Origin of the sequence: Paenarthrobacter sp. CM16, from assembly GCF_013179505.1 — a bacterium.
GTDB lineage: Bacteria > Actinomycetota > Actinomycetes > Actinomycetales > Micrococcaceae > Arthrobacter.
Map to the genome: position 1 here is coordinate 1 of NZ_JABMCX010000079.1, position 17,091 is coordinate 17,091.

Annotated in this window: 16 protein-coding genes and 1 pseudogene; 3 read left to right on the forward strand and 14 right to left on the reverse strand. The window is 63.7% G+C overall.

Features of this window, described 5'->3' with window-relative positions:
- Together HP499_RS09045 and HP499_RS09050 are read right to left on the reverse strand one after the other, a co-directional pair.
- A pseudogene (locus HP499_RS09045) lies at nucleotides 1-404 on the reverse strand (sensor histidine kinase); the annotation flags it as partial.
- Between the two features lie 21 nt (nucleotides 405-425).
- On the reverse strand, nucleotides 426-1,166 hold the full coding sequence (locus HP499_RS09050; RefSeq protein ID WP_172323760.1) for a response regulator transcription factor: 741 nt from the start codon (nucleotides 1,164-1,166) through the stop codon (nucleotides 426-428).
- 654 nt (nucleotides 1,167-1,820) lie between these two features.
- Between HP499_RS09050 and HP499_RS09055 the strand changes: the two genes are divergently transcribed.
- Nucleotides 1,821-2,687, forward strand: a complete 867-nt coding sequence (locus HP499_RS09055) for a winged helix-turn-helix domain-containing protein (RefSeq protein ID WP_172323761.1) — start codon at nucleotides 1,821-1,823, stop codon at nucleotides 2,685-2,687.
- A gap of 387 nt (nucleotides 2,688-3,074) precedes the next feature.
- Entirely contained in the window at nucleotides 3,075-3,599 is a 525-nt protein-coding gene (locus HP499_RS09060) for a histidine phosphatase family protein (RefSeq protein ID WP_172323762.1), read from the forward strand.
- A gap of 39 nt (nucleotides 3,600-3,638) precedes the next feature.
- Here HP499_RS09060 and HP499_RS09065 read toward each other — a convergent pair whose 3' ends face one another.
- A complete protein-coding gene (locus HP499_RS09065) occupies nucleotides 3,639-3,965 on the reverse strand; it encodes a hypothetical protein (RefSeq protein ID WP_309138364.1) in 327 nt (108 codons plus the stop codon).
- Between the two features lie 116 nt (nucleotides 3,966-4,081).
- Complete coding sequence (locus HP499_RS09070; protein WP_172323763.1) at nucleotides 4,082-5,002, reverse strand: LysR family transcriptional regulator; 921 nt, start codon at nucleotides 5,000-5,002, stop codon at nucleotides 4,082-4,084.
- A gap of 21 nt (nucleotides 5,003-5,023) precedes the next feature.
- Between HP499_RS09070 and HP499_RS09075 the strand changes: the two genes are divergently transcribed.
- Nucleotides 5,024-5,989: an EamA family transporter gene (locus HP499_RS09075; RefSeq protein WP_172323764.1), complete on the forward strand. Its 966-nt coding sequence runs from the start codon at nucleotides 5,024-5,026 to the stop codon at nucleotides 5,987-5,989.
- Between the two features lie 118 nt (nucleotides 5,990-6,107).
- Here the strand turns inward: HP499_RS09075 and HP499_RS09080 are convergent, their stop codons facing one another.
- The 10 genes from HP499_RS09080 to HP499_RS09125 form a co-directional block, all read right to left on the reverse strand.
- Nucleotides 6,108-6,671 (reverse strand): hypothetical protein, encoded by a 564-nt coding sequence (locus tag HP499_RS09080; protein WP_253951488.1) that lies wholly within the window; start codon nucleotides 6,669-6,671, stop codon nucleotides 6,108-6,110.
- A 144-nt stretch (nucleotides 6,672-6,815) separates the two neighbouring features.
- On the reverse strand, nucleotides 6,816-7,526 hold the full coding sequence (locus HP499_RS09085; RefSeq protein WP_253951489.1) for a TetR/AcrR family transcriptional regulator: 711 nt from the start codon (nucleotides 7,524-7,526) through the stop codon (nucleotides 6,816-6,818).
- Complete coding sequence (locus HP499_RS09090) at nucleotides 7,523-9,559, reverse strand: YhgE/Pip domain-containing protein (RefSeq protein WP_172323766.1); 2,037 nt, start codon at nucleotides 9,557-9,559, stop codon at nucleotides 7,523-7,525. The genes HP499_RS09085 and HP499_RS09090 overlap by 4 nt, the downstream gene beginning before the upstream one ends.
- The gene (locus HP499_RS09095) at nucleotides 9,556-10,371 is read right to left on the reverse strand and encodes an ABC transporter ATP-binding protein (RefSeq protein WP_172323767.1); all 816 of its coding nucleotides are present in this window, start codon (nucleotides 10,369-10,371) and stop codon (nucleotides 9,556-9,558) included. Before HP499_RS09095 ends, HP499_RS09090 begins: the two co-directional genes overlap by 4 nt.
- A gap of 71 nt (nucleotides 10,372-10,442) precedes the next feature.
- Entirely contained in the window at nucleotides 10,443-11,900 is a 1,458-nt protein-coding gene (locus HP499_RS09100) for an NAD(P)/FAD-dependent oxidoreductase (RefSeq protein ID WP_172323768.1), read from the reverse strand.
- Nucleotides 11,901-12,072: 172 nt separating this feature from the next.
- On the reverse strand, nucleotides 12,073-12,759 hold the full coding sequence (locus tag HP499_RS09105; RefSeq protein WP_172323769.1) for an N-acetylmannosamine-6-phosphate 2-epimerase: 687 nt from the start codon (nucleotides 12,757-12,759) through the stop codon (nucleotides 12,073-12,075).
- Nucleotides 12,756-13,757 carry an ROK family protein gene (locus HP499_RS09110; protein WP_172323774.1) on the reverse strand — a complete coding sequence of 334 codons (1,002 nt, stop codon included), beginning with the start codon at nucleotides 13,755-13,757 and terminating at the stop codon, nucleotides 12,756-12,758. The genes HP499_RS09105 and HP499_RS09110 overlap by 4 nt, the downstream gene beginning before the upstream one ends.
- Before the next feature lie 19 nt (nucleotides 13,758-13,776).
- A complete protein-coding gene (locus HP499_RS09115; RefSeq protein ID WP_172323770.1) occupies nucleotides 13,777-14,694 on the reverse strand; it encodes a dihydrodipicolinate synthase family protein in 918 nt (305 codons plus the stop codon).
- A gap of 37 nt (nucleotides 14,695-14,731) precedes the next feature.
- Complete coding sequence (locus tag HP499_RS09120; RefSeq protein ID WP_172323771.1) at nucleotides 14,732-15,538, reverse strand: ATP-binding cassette domain-containing protein; 807 nt, start codon at nucleotides 15,536-15,538, stop codon at nucleotides 14,732-14,734.
- Nucleotides 15,535-17,091, reverse strand: a 1,557-nt coding sequence (locus HP499_RS09125) for a dipeptide/oligopeptide/nickel ABC transporter permease/ATP-binding protein (RefSeq protein WP_172323772.1), incomplete at its 5' end; no start/stop codon positions are given. The genes HP499_RS09125 and HP499_RS09120, both read right to left, overlap by 4 nt.

Here is a 17,091-nt window from a genome sequence, read left to right on the forward strand (position 1 = left end):
GGATCACCGCTCTTGGGCAGTGCCAACAGCACTTGCTCATCCTCGGGGGACAACGCAACACGGTTGCCTTGGGCGTCAATGAGCCCGGAACTGCGGACGGTGGAACCGTCGATCCTGGCGTTAAGCGTTCCGGCGGCCTGACCCCGCGCCTCCAGCGGGTCCGGCTTCCCCGAAGGTGAGGAGGGAAAGTTCGACGGCGGCCTGCCGAAGTCGTTCGCACGGCTGGACGCCTGCTCAAGCTGCCTGTCGAGCTGCCTGTTGAACACCATGTCCATGGAGGCGTAGCTGACCACACCCACCGCCCCGCAGATGGCGACCAGCAGTGCCATCGCCACCAGGACCAGCCGGGTGCGCAAATGCCAGGTGGAGGGGTTCAGCCAGCTCCGGCCGGACTTTCTGGCCACCCCTGAAAGTGTGCTCAACGCCTAGTCCGCGGGCTTGATGACATAGCCGGCACCGCGGATGGTGTGGATCATGGGCGGATGGTTGGCTTCGATCTTCTTGCGAAGGTAGGAAATGTAGAGCTCCACGATGTTGGCTTGCCCACCGAAATCGTAATCCCACACGCGGTCCAGGATCTGGGCCTTGCTGATCACACGTTTGGGATTCTCCATGAGGTAACGCAGAAGCTCGAACTGGGTTGCGGTGAGGGGAATGTCCTCGCCGGCACGGGTAACTTCGCGGGTGTCCACGTTCAGGGTGAGATCACCCACCACCAACTCCGCGGTGTCCATGGCAGCGACGCCGGAACGCTGGACCAGTCGGTGGAGGCGCAGGAGGACTTCCTCCATGCTGAAAGGTTTGGTGACGTAGTCGTCGCCGCCGGCGGCCAATCCGACGATCCTGTCCTGCACGGCGTCCTTGGCGGTAAGGAAGAGGGCGGGCACTTCGGGGGCGAAGGCGCGGATGCGGTTGAGGACCTCTACGCCGTCGAATCCGGGCAACATGACGTCCAGCACCAGGACGTCGGGCCGGAAATCCTTGGCAAGCTTCACAGCTTCCGGACCGTCCTCGGCAACGGCTACCGACCAGCCGGCCATGCGCAGTCCCATGCTCATGAGTTCGGCAAGGCTGGGTTCGTCATCCACCACTAAGGCGCGGATCGGCGAACCGTCCGGGTGGGACAGCTGGGGAAGGTTGTTGGTCATGGAGTGCGAGGAGGCCATGGGACAACTCTCTGTTCTGCTGATTAGCGATCGCTTTGCCGATCCTGTGAGGACGCTGTGAAGTCAACAGTAACGAGATGGGAGTCAAGGGGCGGGTAGCGTCCGGAAAATACGCTTTCTACGGCTTGTAGCAGATTTTCATGCGAAAATTCCTGAAGAAGGCCGTCCGCGATTGGACAACAACTGTTTCAGATCGTGAGATTCCGTAGGTGCGCCGTTCGCGGGAATGAAGATGCACATCATGCCTCATCAGCCGAAGAATATTCACTGGATGGCGATTATTTCCTGCGCGAGCCGAATGAAATGGCGTTCATTTATCCCCTCGGCTGAATTGTGATTTACGGCACAATAGACCTCTCCGTCTCAAAATGTGGACGGTTCTGCGCTTTGTTACTTGCGTGTTGCCATTGTTACGTTGCACACTTCCAATGTGAACAAGAACTCAACAGCACCTGCAGCCGCAGCAACCTGGCCCAGCACACCCGCTGGCCATGATGACCGCTGTTGTCGAATGCAAGCCTAACTTTCCACCCCAAGAAGTTTCAGGCATTCGCCCCCTAGCCCAGCGTTGGGCGCCCCTCCCCAAACTCATTGCGGGGACAACCAGCATTCGAAGCCGCGATGACGGCTATTCACTTTTGAGGTAAGCACTCCATGTCAGTTGCATCTGGATACGTCCACATCTCCGTCCGTAACGCCAACAAGGCCGCGTCGAACGCAGGGCTCCGCCCCGGCTTCGGCAACCGCCCCGGCTACGCCCCCGCCCAGCAAGGTGCAGGCCAGCAGGCTCCCGGTTATGTTCCGCAGGGTTACAACCCCAACTCCTATGGCCAGTTGCGCGCCGTACCCGCCGCCGAGCCGGCACCCATGACTGCGCCCACGCCGGTCATTGCCCAGTCCGACAGGCTCCGCCCCGTCGCCAACGACAATGTGGCCCGCGGCTTCGTGCTCTACATGGGCATTGATGAAGAGACCGCAGCGGCCGCAGGCACCTCCATCGCCAAGCTGGCCCAGGAAATCCGCGCCTATGCGCAGTCCCTCGTCACCGGCGCAGAGAGCTATGCTGCCGTGGCAGTAGCCCCCGCCGGCGCGCCCGGGTCCGCACTCGACGTCGTGCGTTCCACCTTTGGTGACCCCACCGTCACCGCCCGCCAGCGCACCGAAACCGCCCGCCCGGCGCCGCAGCAGGAATCCCGCCCCTCCGGCGTGCTGATCGACCTCGCCCGCCGCGAAGTGCACCTTGACGGCGAATCGCTGAACCTGACATTCAAGGAATTCGAACTCCTCAACTACCTCGTGGAGAACGGCACCCGCACCGTGGGCCGCGACGAACTCCTTGAAGGCCTGTGGCGCAACGCCGAAGAGGTGCCCAACGAGCGCACCATCGACGTCCATATCCGCCGCCTCCGCTCCAAGCTGGGGCGCCTTGCCAACACTGTTCGCACGGTCCGCGGCCAGGGCTACCGCTTCTACGAGCACCCCGAGGTCATCGTCTGGGCCGCTCCGGAATACTCGATCTAAGTAGTACTACTGCAGCCGAAAGGCGGCAACATCCCTCTGCGCCTGCGCTCATTCTTCGCGCGACAACGGCGCTGTCGGGATATGCCGCCTTTCGGCTTTTTCGTGCCCTGACGAGGATTGGCCTCCGCGGCTGAAGGGTCCGGGGCGCCAGGTTGTGTGCGGCTACCACCTACATTGGCTGGAGAGGCCCCCTGGCACGCCCGCTGCCTCCGCGTGTTCGGGGCGTATGGAGTTCAAAGTAGGTGGTGGGGGGCGGGTGCGTGGGGTCGTGACCCTGTTTGATGCGCCGGAAGCCCTGGGGCAACCGCATCAGGTTGCTAATAGCCTGTTCTATTCTCAAAGAAGGTCAGGAACCGCCGCGAGCCGGGGGGCGGATAGGGTTGTTTCATGAGCGACCACCACATCAAGCGCCTCGTGATCATGCGGCATGCCAAGGCTGACTGGCCCATGGGTGTACCTGATCAAGAGCGTCCCCTTGAAGAACGGGGCCACAGGGAGGCTCCGCTCGCGGGCAGATGGTTGCTCCAGCAGGGTGTGGTGCCGGACTTCATCCTCTGCTCATCTGCGCTGAGGACCCGGCAGACCTGCACTTGGGTCTGTGATGAGTTGGGCGATAAAGCGCCGACGCCGAAACTCGAGGACGGCCTGTACTCAGCCTCCGCCAACCGCATGTTGACGGTCATCAATCATGTCCCCGATACCGTCACCACGTTGATGATCATCTCGCACATGCCCGGCGTCCAGGATCTCGCCATGCATTTGGCGTCGCGCGATTCGGACCACGATGCCTACATGGATGCCGCTACCCGCTACCCAACGAGTGCGTTGACGGTAATGGAGACGGAGAAATCCTGGGCCGAGTTGGACGGTCAGGACGCGCGGCTGACGCACTTCACGGTGCCCCGCGCGTAGGGCCGCAGCCGAAGCGCCGGTGCCTGCTGGAACGCTCGGCTATTGCCGGTTGCCGGGATCGCCATAGGCCAACTGGGGCATGCACATGCATCGAATCTCGAACACAGGCAGGCCCGCTGCTTCTTCCCCGTGACCGGTCGCGATCAGGTATTCGCCGTCGAACATGTACACCGGCAACTGTGGTGCCATGTATTCGTTGTAGCGGCTGGGGTAGACCCATTGCCCGCGGATGTCGAAGGCCGGTAGAGCATAGGGATCGCGCCGGTTGTGGGCGCTCGGATAGAGTCCGTCGTCGATCATGAGGTAACTGACCAGGCCGTAGGTGTGGTGGTGGTTCATGTCCGTGGGAAAGAGGATTGCTTCCACAGTAGGGCCCCTTCAGAAGTTTCGACGATCGCGCACAGGGCGGCGCGGACAGCTAAGTAAGGTTAGCCTAAGCTAACAGTGCACTGAGCGTCGAATGTTCCACTGTGTGACATTGGTCAACCCTGCGGCAGGGGCAACTCTTCTGCGGCCACGTCCCTCAACATGTGAACTGCTTGCCTGATGGCGGGGCTGGCGGTCATCGTCTTTCGGTACACCACGCCCACGGAACGTTGCTGGACGGGGTTCATCACGGGAATCGCGACCACGGCAGGCGGGAGCGGCGGCCTTCCGAGGCGCGGGACAAGCGCCACGGCGACCCCCTGCTCCACCATGGCGATGTGCGTGGAGAAGTCGGGATCGTAAATCCGGATATCGGGAACGCGGCCCAGTCCGGCGAAGATCTGCAAGAGGGCCTCGTTGCAGATGGCCCCCGCCGGGGTGCTGATCCACGTCTGGTCCAGTAAATCTTCACGCTCGACGGCGGCGCGGGAGGCGAGCGGGTGGGTGCTGTTGACCAGGACATCCGCTTGGTCGACGCAGAGGTCCTCATGCACCAGGTTCTCCGGAATCACCAGCGGCACGGAGTTCCAGTTGTGGACTACAGCCAGTTCCGCCTCGCCAGTAGCCACTCGCTGGACTGCTTCGCGGGGGTCTTCTGCCAGCACCGTGACCTTCACGGAGGGGTGGGTGGCCGCCATGCGTCCAAGCATGGGTCCCACGAGCCCCCGGCAAGCGGTGGAGAATGCCACCAGCCTCAGCAGGCCCGACGGCTTCGCGGGATCAGCCAGTAAGGTCGCTTGGAGTTCCTCCAGTTCCCCCATGATCCGGCGGCCGTAGCCGGCCAATGCCAGTCCGCGCTCGGTCAGGAGTACGCCACGGCCATTGCGCTCCAAGACGGTAACGCCGGTCTGCTTTTCCAATTTCTTGATCTGCTGGGAAACGGCCGATGGGCTGAACCCCATCACGTCCGATGCCGCAATGACGGAGCCGTGCTGTTCCACGGCCACAAGCGCCCGCAACGCCGAGATATCAATCATGAAGCAAATCTACGCTGTTCCATGTCGAATTCACCGCTGGTGCTTCATGTTAAAGCGAGTCAGAGTGTACTTGTGAACCTTCGCCACTCTGCCCTCGCCGTCATGGTCGCCGTCCTCTGGGGCATCAACTTCGTCGCCATCGACCTCGGCCTGCACACCAATGGCAGGGAAGTTCCTCCGCTGCTTTTCGTCGCAATGCGCTTTCTCCTCGTCGTTTTCCCGTTCATCCTGTTCATCCGTAAACCGGATGTGGGCTGGAAGGCGATTGTCGGCGTCGGGCTGTTCATGAGCGCCGGCCAATTCGGACTCTTGTATCTGGGAATGGCGCTCGGGATGCCTGCGGGTTTGGCTTCGCTGGTCCTGCAGGCACAGGTTCTGTTCACTATCCTGCTGGCCGCGAAGTTCCTGGGGGAGAGGCCCAGCCGACGTCAGTTGGCCGGCGTGGTGCTCGGCATCGCGGGGCTGGGCGTGGTTGCACTGGGACGCAGTGCTGTGGCGCCGGTCCTTCCTCTCATGATTGTCCTGGCCGCAGCTTTGTCCTGGGCCATTGGCAACGTGGTGGCCAGGCATTCGAAAGCTGCCTCCGGTTTGGGCCTGGTGGTGTGGTCGGGGGCCGTGGTTCCGGTTCCGCTGGCGGGGTTGTCGTTGGTGGTGGACGGGCCGGGGACCGTGTGGGCGACACTGACGGACCTGCAGCCTGCCACCATTCTCAGTGCGATCTACACGGCCGTGTTTGCGTCCTTGATCGGTTACGGCATCTGGAACCGGCTGTTGTCGCTGTACCCGAGTTCCGACGTCGTGCCCTTTACGCTTTTGGTCCCTGTGGTAGGGATGACGGCCGCGTGGCTGGTCCTTAACGAGATCCCGACGCTGACCGAAATCATGGGCGGGCTGATATTGCTCCTTGGTGTTGCCACTGCCGTGCTGGGTGCCGGGCGCACAATCCGTCCGGAAACGCCCGTTGCGGGGCCTGCTCTGCGCCTTTAGACCTCGGGAAAGCGCGTAGAGCGGGACCCGCAACGCGGGGGTGGTTGTGTTGTGGGGCCTGTTTTGCGCGTTCCGATGCCGGGGATGTGTGTAGAGCGGGCCTCGCAACGCCGGGTGGTTAGCGTTTGGAGGCAGGTTTGCGTTGGGAGGAAGCGCTCGACGCCGGTCGCTTGCCTGGCGCTGTTGGCGTACGGGGCGCCGGGCGCTTGGCGGGGGTACCCGCGCGCGGGGCGGGTTTGCGCGGCGAGGAGGTGCGCTTCGTCGTTGTCGGGGTTCGCTTGGCAGGAACAGCGGCACGCGACCCAAACGAGGGCACCACTGCTCCGAGGAACAACACTGCCAGGGTCCCCAACCCGGCGACGGCGGCAAGGTAGAAGTAGATGTCCGAATCCCGGGTGCTCACCGCGCTGCCCAAAGCGTTGGCATCCTGGTTGAAGGCGATGCCCCACATCCGCAGGAAAGCGATGCTGCAACCAATGAACACGCTGGTGCCCGCTGCAGCCAGCAGGACCACCAAGTATCGACGGCGGTTGAAGACCTGGACGAGCGAGGCCAGATAGCAGATCAGCACGGAGCCCAGGAACAAGTACAACACCAGTTCCTCGAGCACCACAGCGGCCATCACCAAGAGCCCCAGGGACACAAAGGCGGCCACGACCGCAAGCTTTCCGCTGTTCCCCATGTGACGCATGAGGTTAATCATCGCCGACCCAGTGGCCACGCCACGCCGTCGTACATTGCAGTTGAATACCGTTGTGAGGCCCGCTCTGCGCCCTAAAGACCAGTGAGAACGTGCACAACAGGCCCCACAACGGGGTGGCCAAAGCTACTTGATGACATACCCGTGCATGATGGTCATCACGGCGGCCACGCTTTGCTCGCGGGTCCGTTCAGGGTTGTAGGTCTGCCGGTCGAGGCCAACCACGAAGATCGCGCCGAAGATCGCCGCCTCCAGGGAGCCGCGGGCAATGGACTCGTTCACCTTGTACCCGGACGCAACGCTTTCCACCGCGGAACCAATCACGGCCAGAAGCTCGGCGCGGAGTTCGGCGAACACAGCACTCCATTCGCCGGGAGTCCGCCAGATTTCGCTGACCCAGAGGCGGGCGAAAGAAGGGTAATCGTCCATGAACTCCATGGCCTGGCCCACCATGTTGTTCATGGATTCCAGGGGGTCGTTGGCCTTGCCGCGGACGTCCTGAAGCCGGACCAGCATGATGTCCACACCGTGCCGCAGCAACTGGGCGATCAGGTCCGATTTACTGCCGAAGTTGTAATAGACAGTCCCCTTGGACACTCCGGCGGCGGCGGCAATCTCGTCCACCGTCACTCCAGCCGCACCGCGCTCGCCGATCAACTCCATGGAGGCCTCGAACAGGCGCTGTTTGGTGGCGTTGGTTCGGCCGGGGCGGAGCTTCTTCTCACCGGCCGCGGCGGCGCCTGACGCCGCGGGGGCGGCTGACTCGGCAGGGGCGGGCTCGGTGGTGCCGGCCGCGGCGGCGCCTGACTCGGCAGGGGCGGGCTCGGTGGTGCTCATACTGCGATCTCCGGCTTCAGCGTCTTCAGGGTCCACACCTTGTGCTTGCGGACGGCGAGCGTGGACAACGCCATTCCCAGCAAAGTGTATCCAAGCAGGCCAAGGACGGTAGGCCAGATCATGCTGAGCTCACCACCGTAGATCAGGTGCCTCATGCCGGTGACCACGTAGCCCATGGGCAGGACCTCGTGCACCACATGCAGCGGCATCGGCGTGGTCTGCCACGGGAACGTACCGCCGGAGGACACCAGTTGCAGGACCAGCAGGATCAGCACCACGAACTTGCCCGGTGTCCCCATCAGCGCCACGATGCCCTGGATGATCGCGCTGAAGGCCATCACTGCGGCCAGCATGAACAGCCACATCCCCACGGGGTGTGCCGGGTTCAGGCCAAGCCCCAGGTTCACCACGAGGGTGAGGATGGTCGCTTGCAGTACTGAGACCACGAAGAACGGCAACCAGCCTCCGACGGCGATTTTCCAGGCCGGGGCGTTCGACGCCAGTGCCCGTTGGGTGATGGGCCGCATGGCTTGGACCAGCATGAACACGCCGATCCATAGAGCCAGGGTCAGGAAGAACGGTGCCAGGCCTGCGCCGTAGGAGCCGGCTTTTGCCTGCGAGACATTGTCCACGGCAACAGGGTCAGCGATCACCTTGGACACACTGTTCTTTTGCTCATCGTTGGGGTTGGGAATGTCCCCGGCACCCTTTGCCAGTTCGGAGGCCAGGGTGTGGGACCCATCGGCGGCCGTCACTGCGCCCGTGGCAAGCTGGCTGGCGCCGTCGTCCAGTTGGTGGGCGCCGTCGTCGAGCTTGGCAGCGCCGTCCAAGGCAGTCTGTTGCCCGGCGGCCAGTGTTGCCGCGCCGGTGTTGAGTTGGCCCGCCCCGGCAGCGGCCTTCGAAATGGCATCTGTGAGTGTTGGCGTGGCAGCGGCGAGCTTGGAGGCACCGGCACTTACAGCGGCTGAACCGTCCGAGAGTTGCTGGATCTTGGCGGCGTCGCCGGAGATCTTTGCCTTGGCGTCCGTCACGGGGCTCGAGGCCGCGGCGGCGTCGAAGTCAGCAAGGACCTTCGCCGCCTGCTCCTGGGTGAGCACGCCGGCCGCAACCAGCCGGGCGTTGGACTCGACCACTCGGTTCCGGAGACCCTTGTCCGCCGCTTCCAACTGCCCGACGACGTCCTGGACTTTAGCGTTCAGCTCGGCGTTTCCGGCCGCCACCTGGGCGGCGCCGTCGGCAAGCTTCTTGGAGTCGGCAGGCAGGGTTGCCGTTTTGTTTTTCAGTTCGGTGAGGCCGGAACTCAGCTGGCTGGCACCGTTGTTGAGCTGGACGGCGCCGTCGCGTAGCTTCGTTTGCCCGGCCACCAGTTGATCGGCGCCGGTCACCAGTTGGGTGGTTCCGCCATGGAGGGTGGCCGCGCCGTCACTGAGTTTTCCCACGCCCGTGGCCAGCTCGGAGGCGCCATCAGCAGCCTTCACGATGGACGCGTGGATGGTGCCGAAGCCGGTGAGGAGCTGATTGGCTGTTTCCTCACCCACTTCCTTGGCCACGGTGGAGTGCACGGCGGTGGTGAGCTTGTCCACGATGGTGCTCAGGAGGTAGTTGTTGGCATCGTTGGTGGTGACGTGCAGCATGGCCTGGTTGGCGGCGTCGAAGCTGCCGGGGGAGACCAGGTTGGCGGAGAAATCCTTGGGGATGCGCAGCGCGAAGGCGTACTCGCCCGTACGAACACCGGCATCTGCGTCCTCGGCGCTGGCCACCTGCTTCCAGTTGAAGACGTGGCCCTCCACCAGGCTGTCGGCCACCTTCTTGCCGGCCTGCAGCTCGGTGCCGTCAGATGACGTGGCTCCCGTGTCCTCCACCACCAGGGCGGCGTCGATCTGGTTCAGGTTGCCGTACGGATCCCAGTTCGCGTAAAGGTACACGGCGCCGTACAGCAACGGAACCATGGTCAGGGCGAGGATGGTCAGCTTGGGCAGGAGCCCGCCGGTCATGCGCTTGAGTTCGGAGCGGGCGAGCCGCAGAACAGTCACTTTGCAGTCCTTTGAAGGTCTTTGGATTCAGGGTCGGCCGCTGATTGGTGAGCCGCGGGAGTTTCGAGCGTTTCCGGTTTTTGGGGCACCGGCCCGGCAGCATGTTTTGCCCTGGGTTCGACGACGGTGGCTGGCTTGGGCTCGACTGGCTCGACGGCGGTGCTCTCCGCCTCCGGTTCGGGCGGATGTGTCACTGAGTTGCCGATTATCGCGGCGGCTCCGGTCCAGTTGTCCGGGAGGGCACCGACGACGGCGACGACGGCAAGCGGCCGCCCGGCGTCGGACGCCAAAGCCTGAAGCCGGGGCAACCACGCTTCCGGATCCGCGCTGTGGCGGTCGGGGGAGTCCACCACCAGCAGGTCCGTTGCCGGATCAGCAAGGGCCAGGGCGGTCAGGAGTTCGAGGCGGCGGGCGGCGGGAATCTGTTCTATCCAGAGGCCTGCAATGTCTTCGAAGCTGTTGACCTTCAGCCACGGCTTGCTCAGCAAGGCGCCGCGGTAACGGCGGGGAATGAGGGAGAGGTCCTCGGTGACGAGGTCGCGGACGCTGAGGTGTTGCTCGGGCTCGTTGACGCCCGGTGAGTCCACCAGGGCGCTGGCGAGGCGAATCTTCTTGGTCTTGGTGGTGGTGTCCCAACTGAGGACGCCATTGCTTGGCTTCATGCGGCCGCTCAAGGCCAACGCCAAAGCTGTCCGCTGGTCCTGGCCTTCTCCGGCGACGAGCAGGAGTTCGCCGCGGCGGACTTGAAGCGACGTTGCCGGAAGGAGATCGCCCCGGCGGCCGTTGATCTGGAGTTGCTGTACGGACAGCACAATGAAGCCTTTCGCAGAAATGGTGTCTGCTGAAAGTCTAACTAAACTGACCAGTCAGTTCAAATAGGAATTTAGAGGCCGTACTTTTCCAAGAGCCTGAGCCACACTTCGCTGATGGTGGGGTAGGACGGAACCGCGTGCCACAGGCGGTCCAGGGTCACTTCACCAACGATTGCGATGGTGGCCGAGTGCAGCAGCTCCGCAACACCCGGGCCTACAAACGTAGCCCCGAGGATGACGTTGCGGTCCTCATCCACCACGATCTGGGCCCAGCCCTTGTAGTCAGGGGAGTGCAGTTGGGAGCCCGAGACGTTGATGGGGAGTTCCACGCCCGTGACATTCTTTCCCTGCAGCAACGCTTGCTCCAGGCTTGGTCCCACTGAGGCAACCTCGGGATCGGTGAACACCACGCTGGGAACCGCGTGATCGTTGGCGGTGTGGGCCCACGGGCTCCACGGTTCGGGTGAGCCTTTGAGCTTGCCACTGGCCCGGGCCACAATGGCATCACCGGTGGCACGGGCCTCGTACTTGCCTTGGTGCGTCAGGAGAACCTTTCCTGCTGCGTCCCCGGCGGCGTAAAGCCAGAGCCCACTGGTGCCATCGCTCGCAGGACCTTCTACAAGTCCGCTGGCATCGGTGGTAAGGCGGAGCGGTTTGCCGTCCAAGGCTTCGACGCCCACGTTGTCCAAGCCCAGGTTGGCCAGTGCGGGGTGCCGTCCGGAAGCGACCAGGAGTTTGTCGGCCGTGACCGTTTTGCCGTCGAACGTCACTGTCACGGAGCCGTCGTCGTTCTTCTCTGTTTTCTCCACATCAGTGTGGACGTGGACGGTCACGCCATCGGCGCGGAGCCCGGCCATGACCAGATTGGCGGCCTCTTCCGGGTAGCTGCTCAACAAGCGGCCTCGGGCAATCAATGTCACGTCCGAGCCGAGGCGGGCAAAGGCCTGCGCCATTTCCACGCCCGCAACGCCCCCGCCGAGGACTGTGAATCGCCGGGGAACTTCCTTGGCTGCCGTGGCACCGCGGGTGGTCCAGAATGGAACATCCTTCAAGCCCTCAATGTCCGGGATGGTGGGGGTAGAGCCCGTCGCGACCACTACTGCATGGTGGGCCTTCAAGGCGTAACTGTTGCCGTCGACGCCATCCACCTGGACCTCGCGGGGACCCGTGATGCGGCCGCGTCCGCGGATCAACTCAATGCCGGCGCTGTCCAGCCATTCCACCTGGCTGCCGTCCTGCCAATTATTGGTGAACCAGTCCCGGTTCTTCAGCACGGCCTCGGCGTTAATGGTTCCAGTGATCGCTTCTTTGGCCCCGGGCACCACTTGGGCGGAGTGGAGCACGTTCCCAGGACGAAGAAGTGCCTTGGAGGGGATGCAAGCCCAGTAGGAGCATTCGCCACCTACCAATTCGCTCTCGACAATCACCGCCGTGAGGCCGCCACGAACCACCCGGTCCGCCACGTTTTCCCCTACGGCGCCCGCGCCGATCACGATTACATCGAATTCCCGGGAGCTCTCGGCAGTCATGGGGAAAGCCTACAGCCGCTCCCTTGGGGTTGTGAGGCCCGCTTTGCGGGGTTTGCGTGGGTTTGAGGGCGCAGAGCAGGCCCCGCAACGCACGCCCTTCTCGTTGTGAGGCCCGCTTTGCGGGGTTCGCGTGGGTTTGAGGGCGCAGAGCAGGCCCCGCAACGGGGGGGGGCTACGCGTGCATCGCGCCCTTGAACCAGCCCGTGATGCTCGCCGGATGTGTGATCGCGGTGCCGACAACCACCGCGAACGCCCCGGCGTCCAGGGCTTGCCGGGCGTGGGCAGGGGTGTGGATCCGGCCCTCAGCGATGAGCGGCTTACCCAACCCGGCAGAAGCAATTTGCTCCAACAACTCCAGATCCGGACCGTCCGTCTTGGGGCGCTCGCCGGAGTAACCGGACAAGGTGGTGCCGATCAGGTCCGCCCCCGCTTCCACGGCAGCAACGGCGTCGTCAAACGAGCCACAATCTGCCATGACCAGTGCATGGGACCCAGCGTGGAGACCGGCCACTGTTTCGGCAAGGGACAGCCCATCCGGCCGTTCCCGGCGCGTTCCATCAATCGCAACAACATGGGCCCCGGCGTTCGCAACGGCCAAGGCATGCCGAAGTGTTGGCGTGATGAAGACGCCGTCGTGCCCGTCTTTCCAGAGGCCAATAACAGGGACCTCGACGGCGGTGCGCGTGAACTGTACGTCGGCCAACCCTTGGACACGGATCGCCGCCGCGCCGCCGATGACCGCTGAGGCCGCCACTTGCGCCGTGGTCCGGGGATCGCGCATGGGCTCTCCGGGATACGCCTGGCAGGAGACGATCAGTTGGGAACGGAGGGCTTCGAGGCCTTCGGGCGTGAGGATCATGATGTTTCCCTTATCTCAAGGACGAGTTTCGCGGCGCCAACAATGGCAGCGGTGTTGCCAAGGATTGCCGGGACAACGGGTACGGCTGCCAGGGGTGCCAGCAGTTCCTGACGCAGGGCCGACTCCATGGGCTTCCACCAGAGGTCGCCGGCGTCGGCCAAGCCACCGGAGACCACCACGGTCTCGGGATCGAGGATATTAATGAGCCCGCCCACGGCCTGGCCCGCTGCTGCTGCACCGACCTCGATGGCACGCAAAGCGGCGGCGCGGCTGTCCGCGGATGCTGCGGCAGCACCGTCGTCGTGCGTGTCTGAGACCGAAGCTGCCAGTGCAAACACGCCCCGCGTGTCAGTTGCGTCCAGGGAAGAACCGCCGAAGCGAAGATAGGCCTCATGCAGGGCAGGCCCGGAGGCGATGGCCTCGACGTGCCCGGATCCACCGCAAACACACGGCAGTGGAACACCGTCAGCGCAGGCATAGGGAGAAGCGAAGTGCCCCACATGCCCGCCCACAAACCGGTGCCCCAAAACGGGAGCGCCGTCCACCACAAAACTGCCGCCCACGCCGGTCCCGAACGCCACCATGAGCGAACTTGAGGAACCTGCGGCCGCGCCGAGCCAGGCTTCGCCGAGGGCATGGGCGTGGACGTCGTTGACAGCCCGCACAGCCGAAGGAGGAAGCGACAGGCGGGAAGACAGCCCTGAAACAAGAGCAGTCCCTGCCCAACCATGAATCGCATCGGTCGCGGACACAACGGACCCGGCAACAGCGTCAATCACCCCGGCGGAGCCGATACCGACGCCGGAAACCGAAATTCCGGCGTCGGCAGCGCGCTCCACCAACCTCGAGATCAGCGCAGCGGTGGCGTCCAGGATCGCTTCGCCACCGGCCCGGTTCAGCGTCGGAATGGTCTCCGAAATGAGCACAACACCTGCAGGGGAAACAACCCCGGCGGCAGTTTTGGTACCGCCGAGGTCAACGCCGATCACGTGGTTCATGGGAGCGGTCATGGAAAAACTAGACCAGCCCGTTCCGCTCCAGAATTGCACGAATCGACGCGGTCTCGGCGTCGTTCAAGGAAAGCATCGGCGAGCTCATGGTGTTGGACTCGATGACCCCCATCACCTGCAAAGCGGTCTTGAACGCGCCCAGGCCGGCAGCACCACCGGAGACACGGCCGTTGGGGGTGTAAACGATCTCGAAGACGTCCGCCAATCGGTCCTGTTCCCTTGCAGCAAGGGCCCAGTCACCGGCCTGGGCGGCGTCGAACAAGCGGCGGTAACCGGCCGGATCAACGTTCCCGAGGCCGGGAACAACGCCCTGCGCACCGCCCAGGAGGGCGCCGTCCACTACAACTTCGTGACCCGTGAAGATATCGAAGTCGGGGATGTCCTTGGCTGCGAGCAGGAGTTGGCGGAAGGAGACGTCGTCCCCGGAGGAGTCCTTGACGCCGGCAATGACGCCGTCGCGTCCAAGGCGTACAAGCAAATCCGTGGGCAACTTGAAGTGCGTGCGGACCGGGACGTCGTAGGCGAAGATCGGCTTGTCGATGGCGGCGTGGATGCTGCGGAAGTGGGTCTCAGTTTCCGCGGCGTTGCCAATGGCGTAATACATGGAGGTGACAACGATCGCGTCGGCGCCGAGGTCAACCACCTTCCGCGCTTCTTCGATCACGCGGTGGGTGGTTTGCTCGTTGGCCCCCACGATCAGCGGAACCGCCCCGGCATTGGCATCGGCGATGGTGGAGACCACCAGCTCACGCTCGTCGTTGGTCAGGTAGGGCACCTCGCCGGAGGAGCCCAGGACGAAAAGTCCGGACACACCGCCGTCGATCAGGTGCTTGGTGACGTTCTTCAGCGACGCGGTGTCGAGGCTGCCGTCGGCGTGGCGCGGGGTGATGACCGGCGGGATGACGCCCTGGAACTGAGTGGACACAGAATTCTCCGTTGTTTGTAACTTGTGAAGGGAAAAACTAGATGTGGAGCAGGCTCGGCGCGGCGCCCAGCAGCTTCTTGGTGTAGTCGTTGCTCGGGTTGTCGAAGACCTGGCTGGCTGTGCCTTGCTCCACGATCTTGCCGAAGTACATGACGCAGATGCGGTCCGAGACGTAGCGGACGGTCTGGATATCGTGCGAGATGAACACCATGCCCAGGTTCAGTTGCTTCTTCAGGTCGGACAGCAGGTTCAGCACCTGCGCGCGGACCGAAACGTCCAGGGCCGACGTCGGCTCGTCCGCCACGATGATGTCCGGATCCAACGCCAGCGCGCGTGCGATTGCCACACGCTGGCGCTGGCCGCCGGAAACCTGCGACGGCGTCACTTCGGCTGCCGATTGCGGCAAGCCAACCAGCGCCAGCAGTTCCCTGACCTTGGCAGCGCGGCTGGCTGCGGTCCCGATGCCGTGGATCTGCAGGGGATCGGTGAGGATGTCCTGGATGGTCATGCGGGGGTTCAGTGCTGTTGCAGGGTCTTGGAACACTACCGAAACCGAGCGGCCGAATTCCTTGCGCATGGCTGCGTTCCGCTTGATGGCGGGCTTTCCGTGGAACAAGACCTTGCCCGACGTCGGCGGCTGAAGTCCCACAAGCACTGACGCAAGCGTGGACTTGCCGCAGCCGGACTCACCCACGATGCCCACGGTTTCACCGCGGCTGATGGTGAAGTCCACGCCGTCCACCGCTTTGACGATGTTCGGACGGAACAGCCCGCCGGTCCGTGCACGGTGGTAGACCTTGACGTCGTTGAGTTCGATGACCGGCTTTCCCGTTGACAGGCTCATTTCGCGTCCTCCTTCAAATGGCTTGCCCAGTAGTGGTCGGCATCATGGCCGTTCGCCGAAGCAACACTCGTGAGGACCAGTTTCTGCTGGGGATCGGCGTCGGGGCGCTGCGAACGTGCTGCAAAGCGGTCTCCCGTTGCGAAGTCCCGCGGGGAAGGGACCGTGCCGGGGATCTGGTGCAGCCGGACGGCGTCGGCCTCGATGGACAGGACGGCACCCAACAGGCCACGGGTGTACTCATGCTTGGGGTTCTGCAGGAGCTCGGAAGCCTGTGCGGATTCCACCACCTGGCCGGCGTACATTACCGTGATGCGATGGGCCAGGGAAGCCACCAGGGCGAGGTCGTGACTGACGAAAACCATGGCGAATCCGAGCTGCTCCCGGAGTTCGTTGAGGAGGTCCACCACCTGCTTCTGGACGGTGACGTCCAGCGCGGTGGTGGGCTCGTCGGCCACCACAATCTTGGGCGAGCGGGACAAGGCCATGGCAATCAGCACGCGTTGGCGCTGGCCGCCGGAGAGTTCGTGCGGGTAGCTGGCAAGCGTCCGGACGGGATCCAGCTTGACCATTTCGAGCAGCTCCGCTGGAGTCTTGCGGCCGCCACGCTTGGTGAGCTGCTCCATCTGGTCCTTGATCTTCATGGACGGGTTCAGTGAGCTCAACGCGTCCTGGTAGACCATGGCAATCTGCTCCCCACGCAGGCCTTCATAAGCCTTGGGGTTGCTGTGCTTGGTGGTGGAGTCCAGGAGTTCCTTGCCATCGAACGTGATGGATCCGGTGACTTGGGCGGTCTTGGGCAGGAGGCCCATGACAGCCAGCGAGGTGATCGACTTGCCGCAACCGGATTCGCCTACCAGCCCCATGGTTTCGCCTTCGCGGACAGTGAAGGAGACGTTGTCCACGATTGCGATGTCGCCGAAACGGCCCGGGAAACGGATGGAGAGGTTTTTCACTTCGAGCACGCTCCGGGCCTCGGGTGAGACTTGGGGGAGGCGGTCGGAGCGTTTCGCTTCGATCGCCGCCAGGAGTTCCAGTTCGCGGTCCAGCAGGAGGTGCGGATTGGCTGCGGCCAGCTTCACGTCGGTGAGGACAGCTGACGTGCCCGCATCCGAGGTGACGGTGTCACCGGAAGCTGCACGGACGCCGTCGAGCTCGTGTTCCTCAACTACGGAAGGCTGGGCCACGGAAGTTGCAACCTCGGCGTCCACAGCAACAGCTGCAGAGGATCCGTCGTCGTCCTTCACAGCCGGCGCGCGGCGCAGCTTCGGGTTCACCATGGCGTCGGTGAGGCCCTCGGCCAGGATGTTAAGGGACAGCACGGTCAGCAGGATGGTCACACCGGCGAAGGTGGTGGCCCACCAACCACCGGACAGGACCAGGTTGCGGCCATAGGAAATCACGTTGCCCCATGACGGCGCGGGGTCCTGCACGCCGGCGCCCAGGAAGGAGAGCGAGGCTTCGAGGATGATGGCGTCGGCAACCATGACCGTGGCGAACACCAGCACGGGAGCCGCGGTGTTGCGGACGATGTGCTTGACCAGTATGTAGAAGCG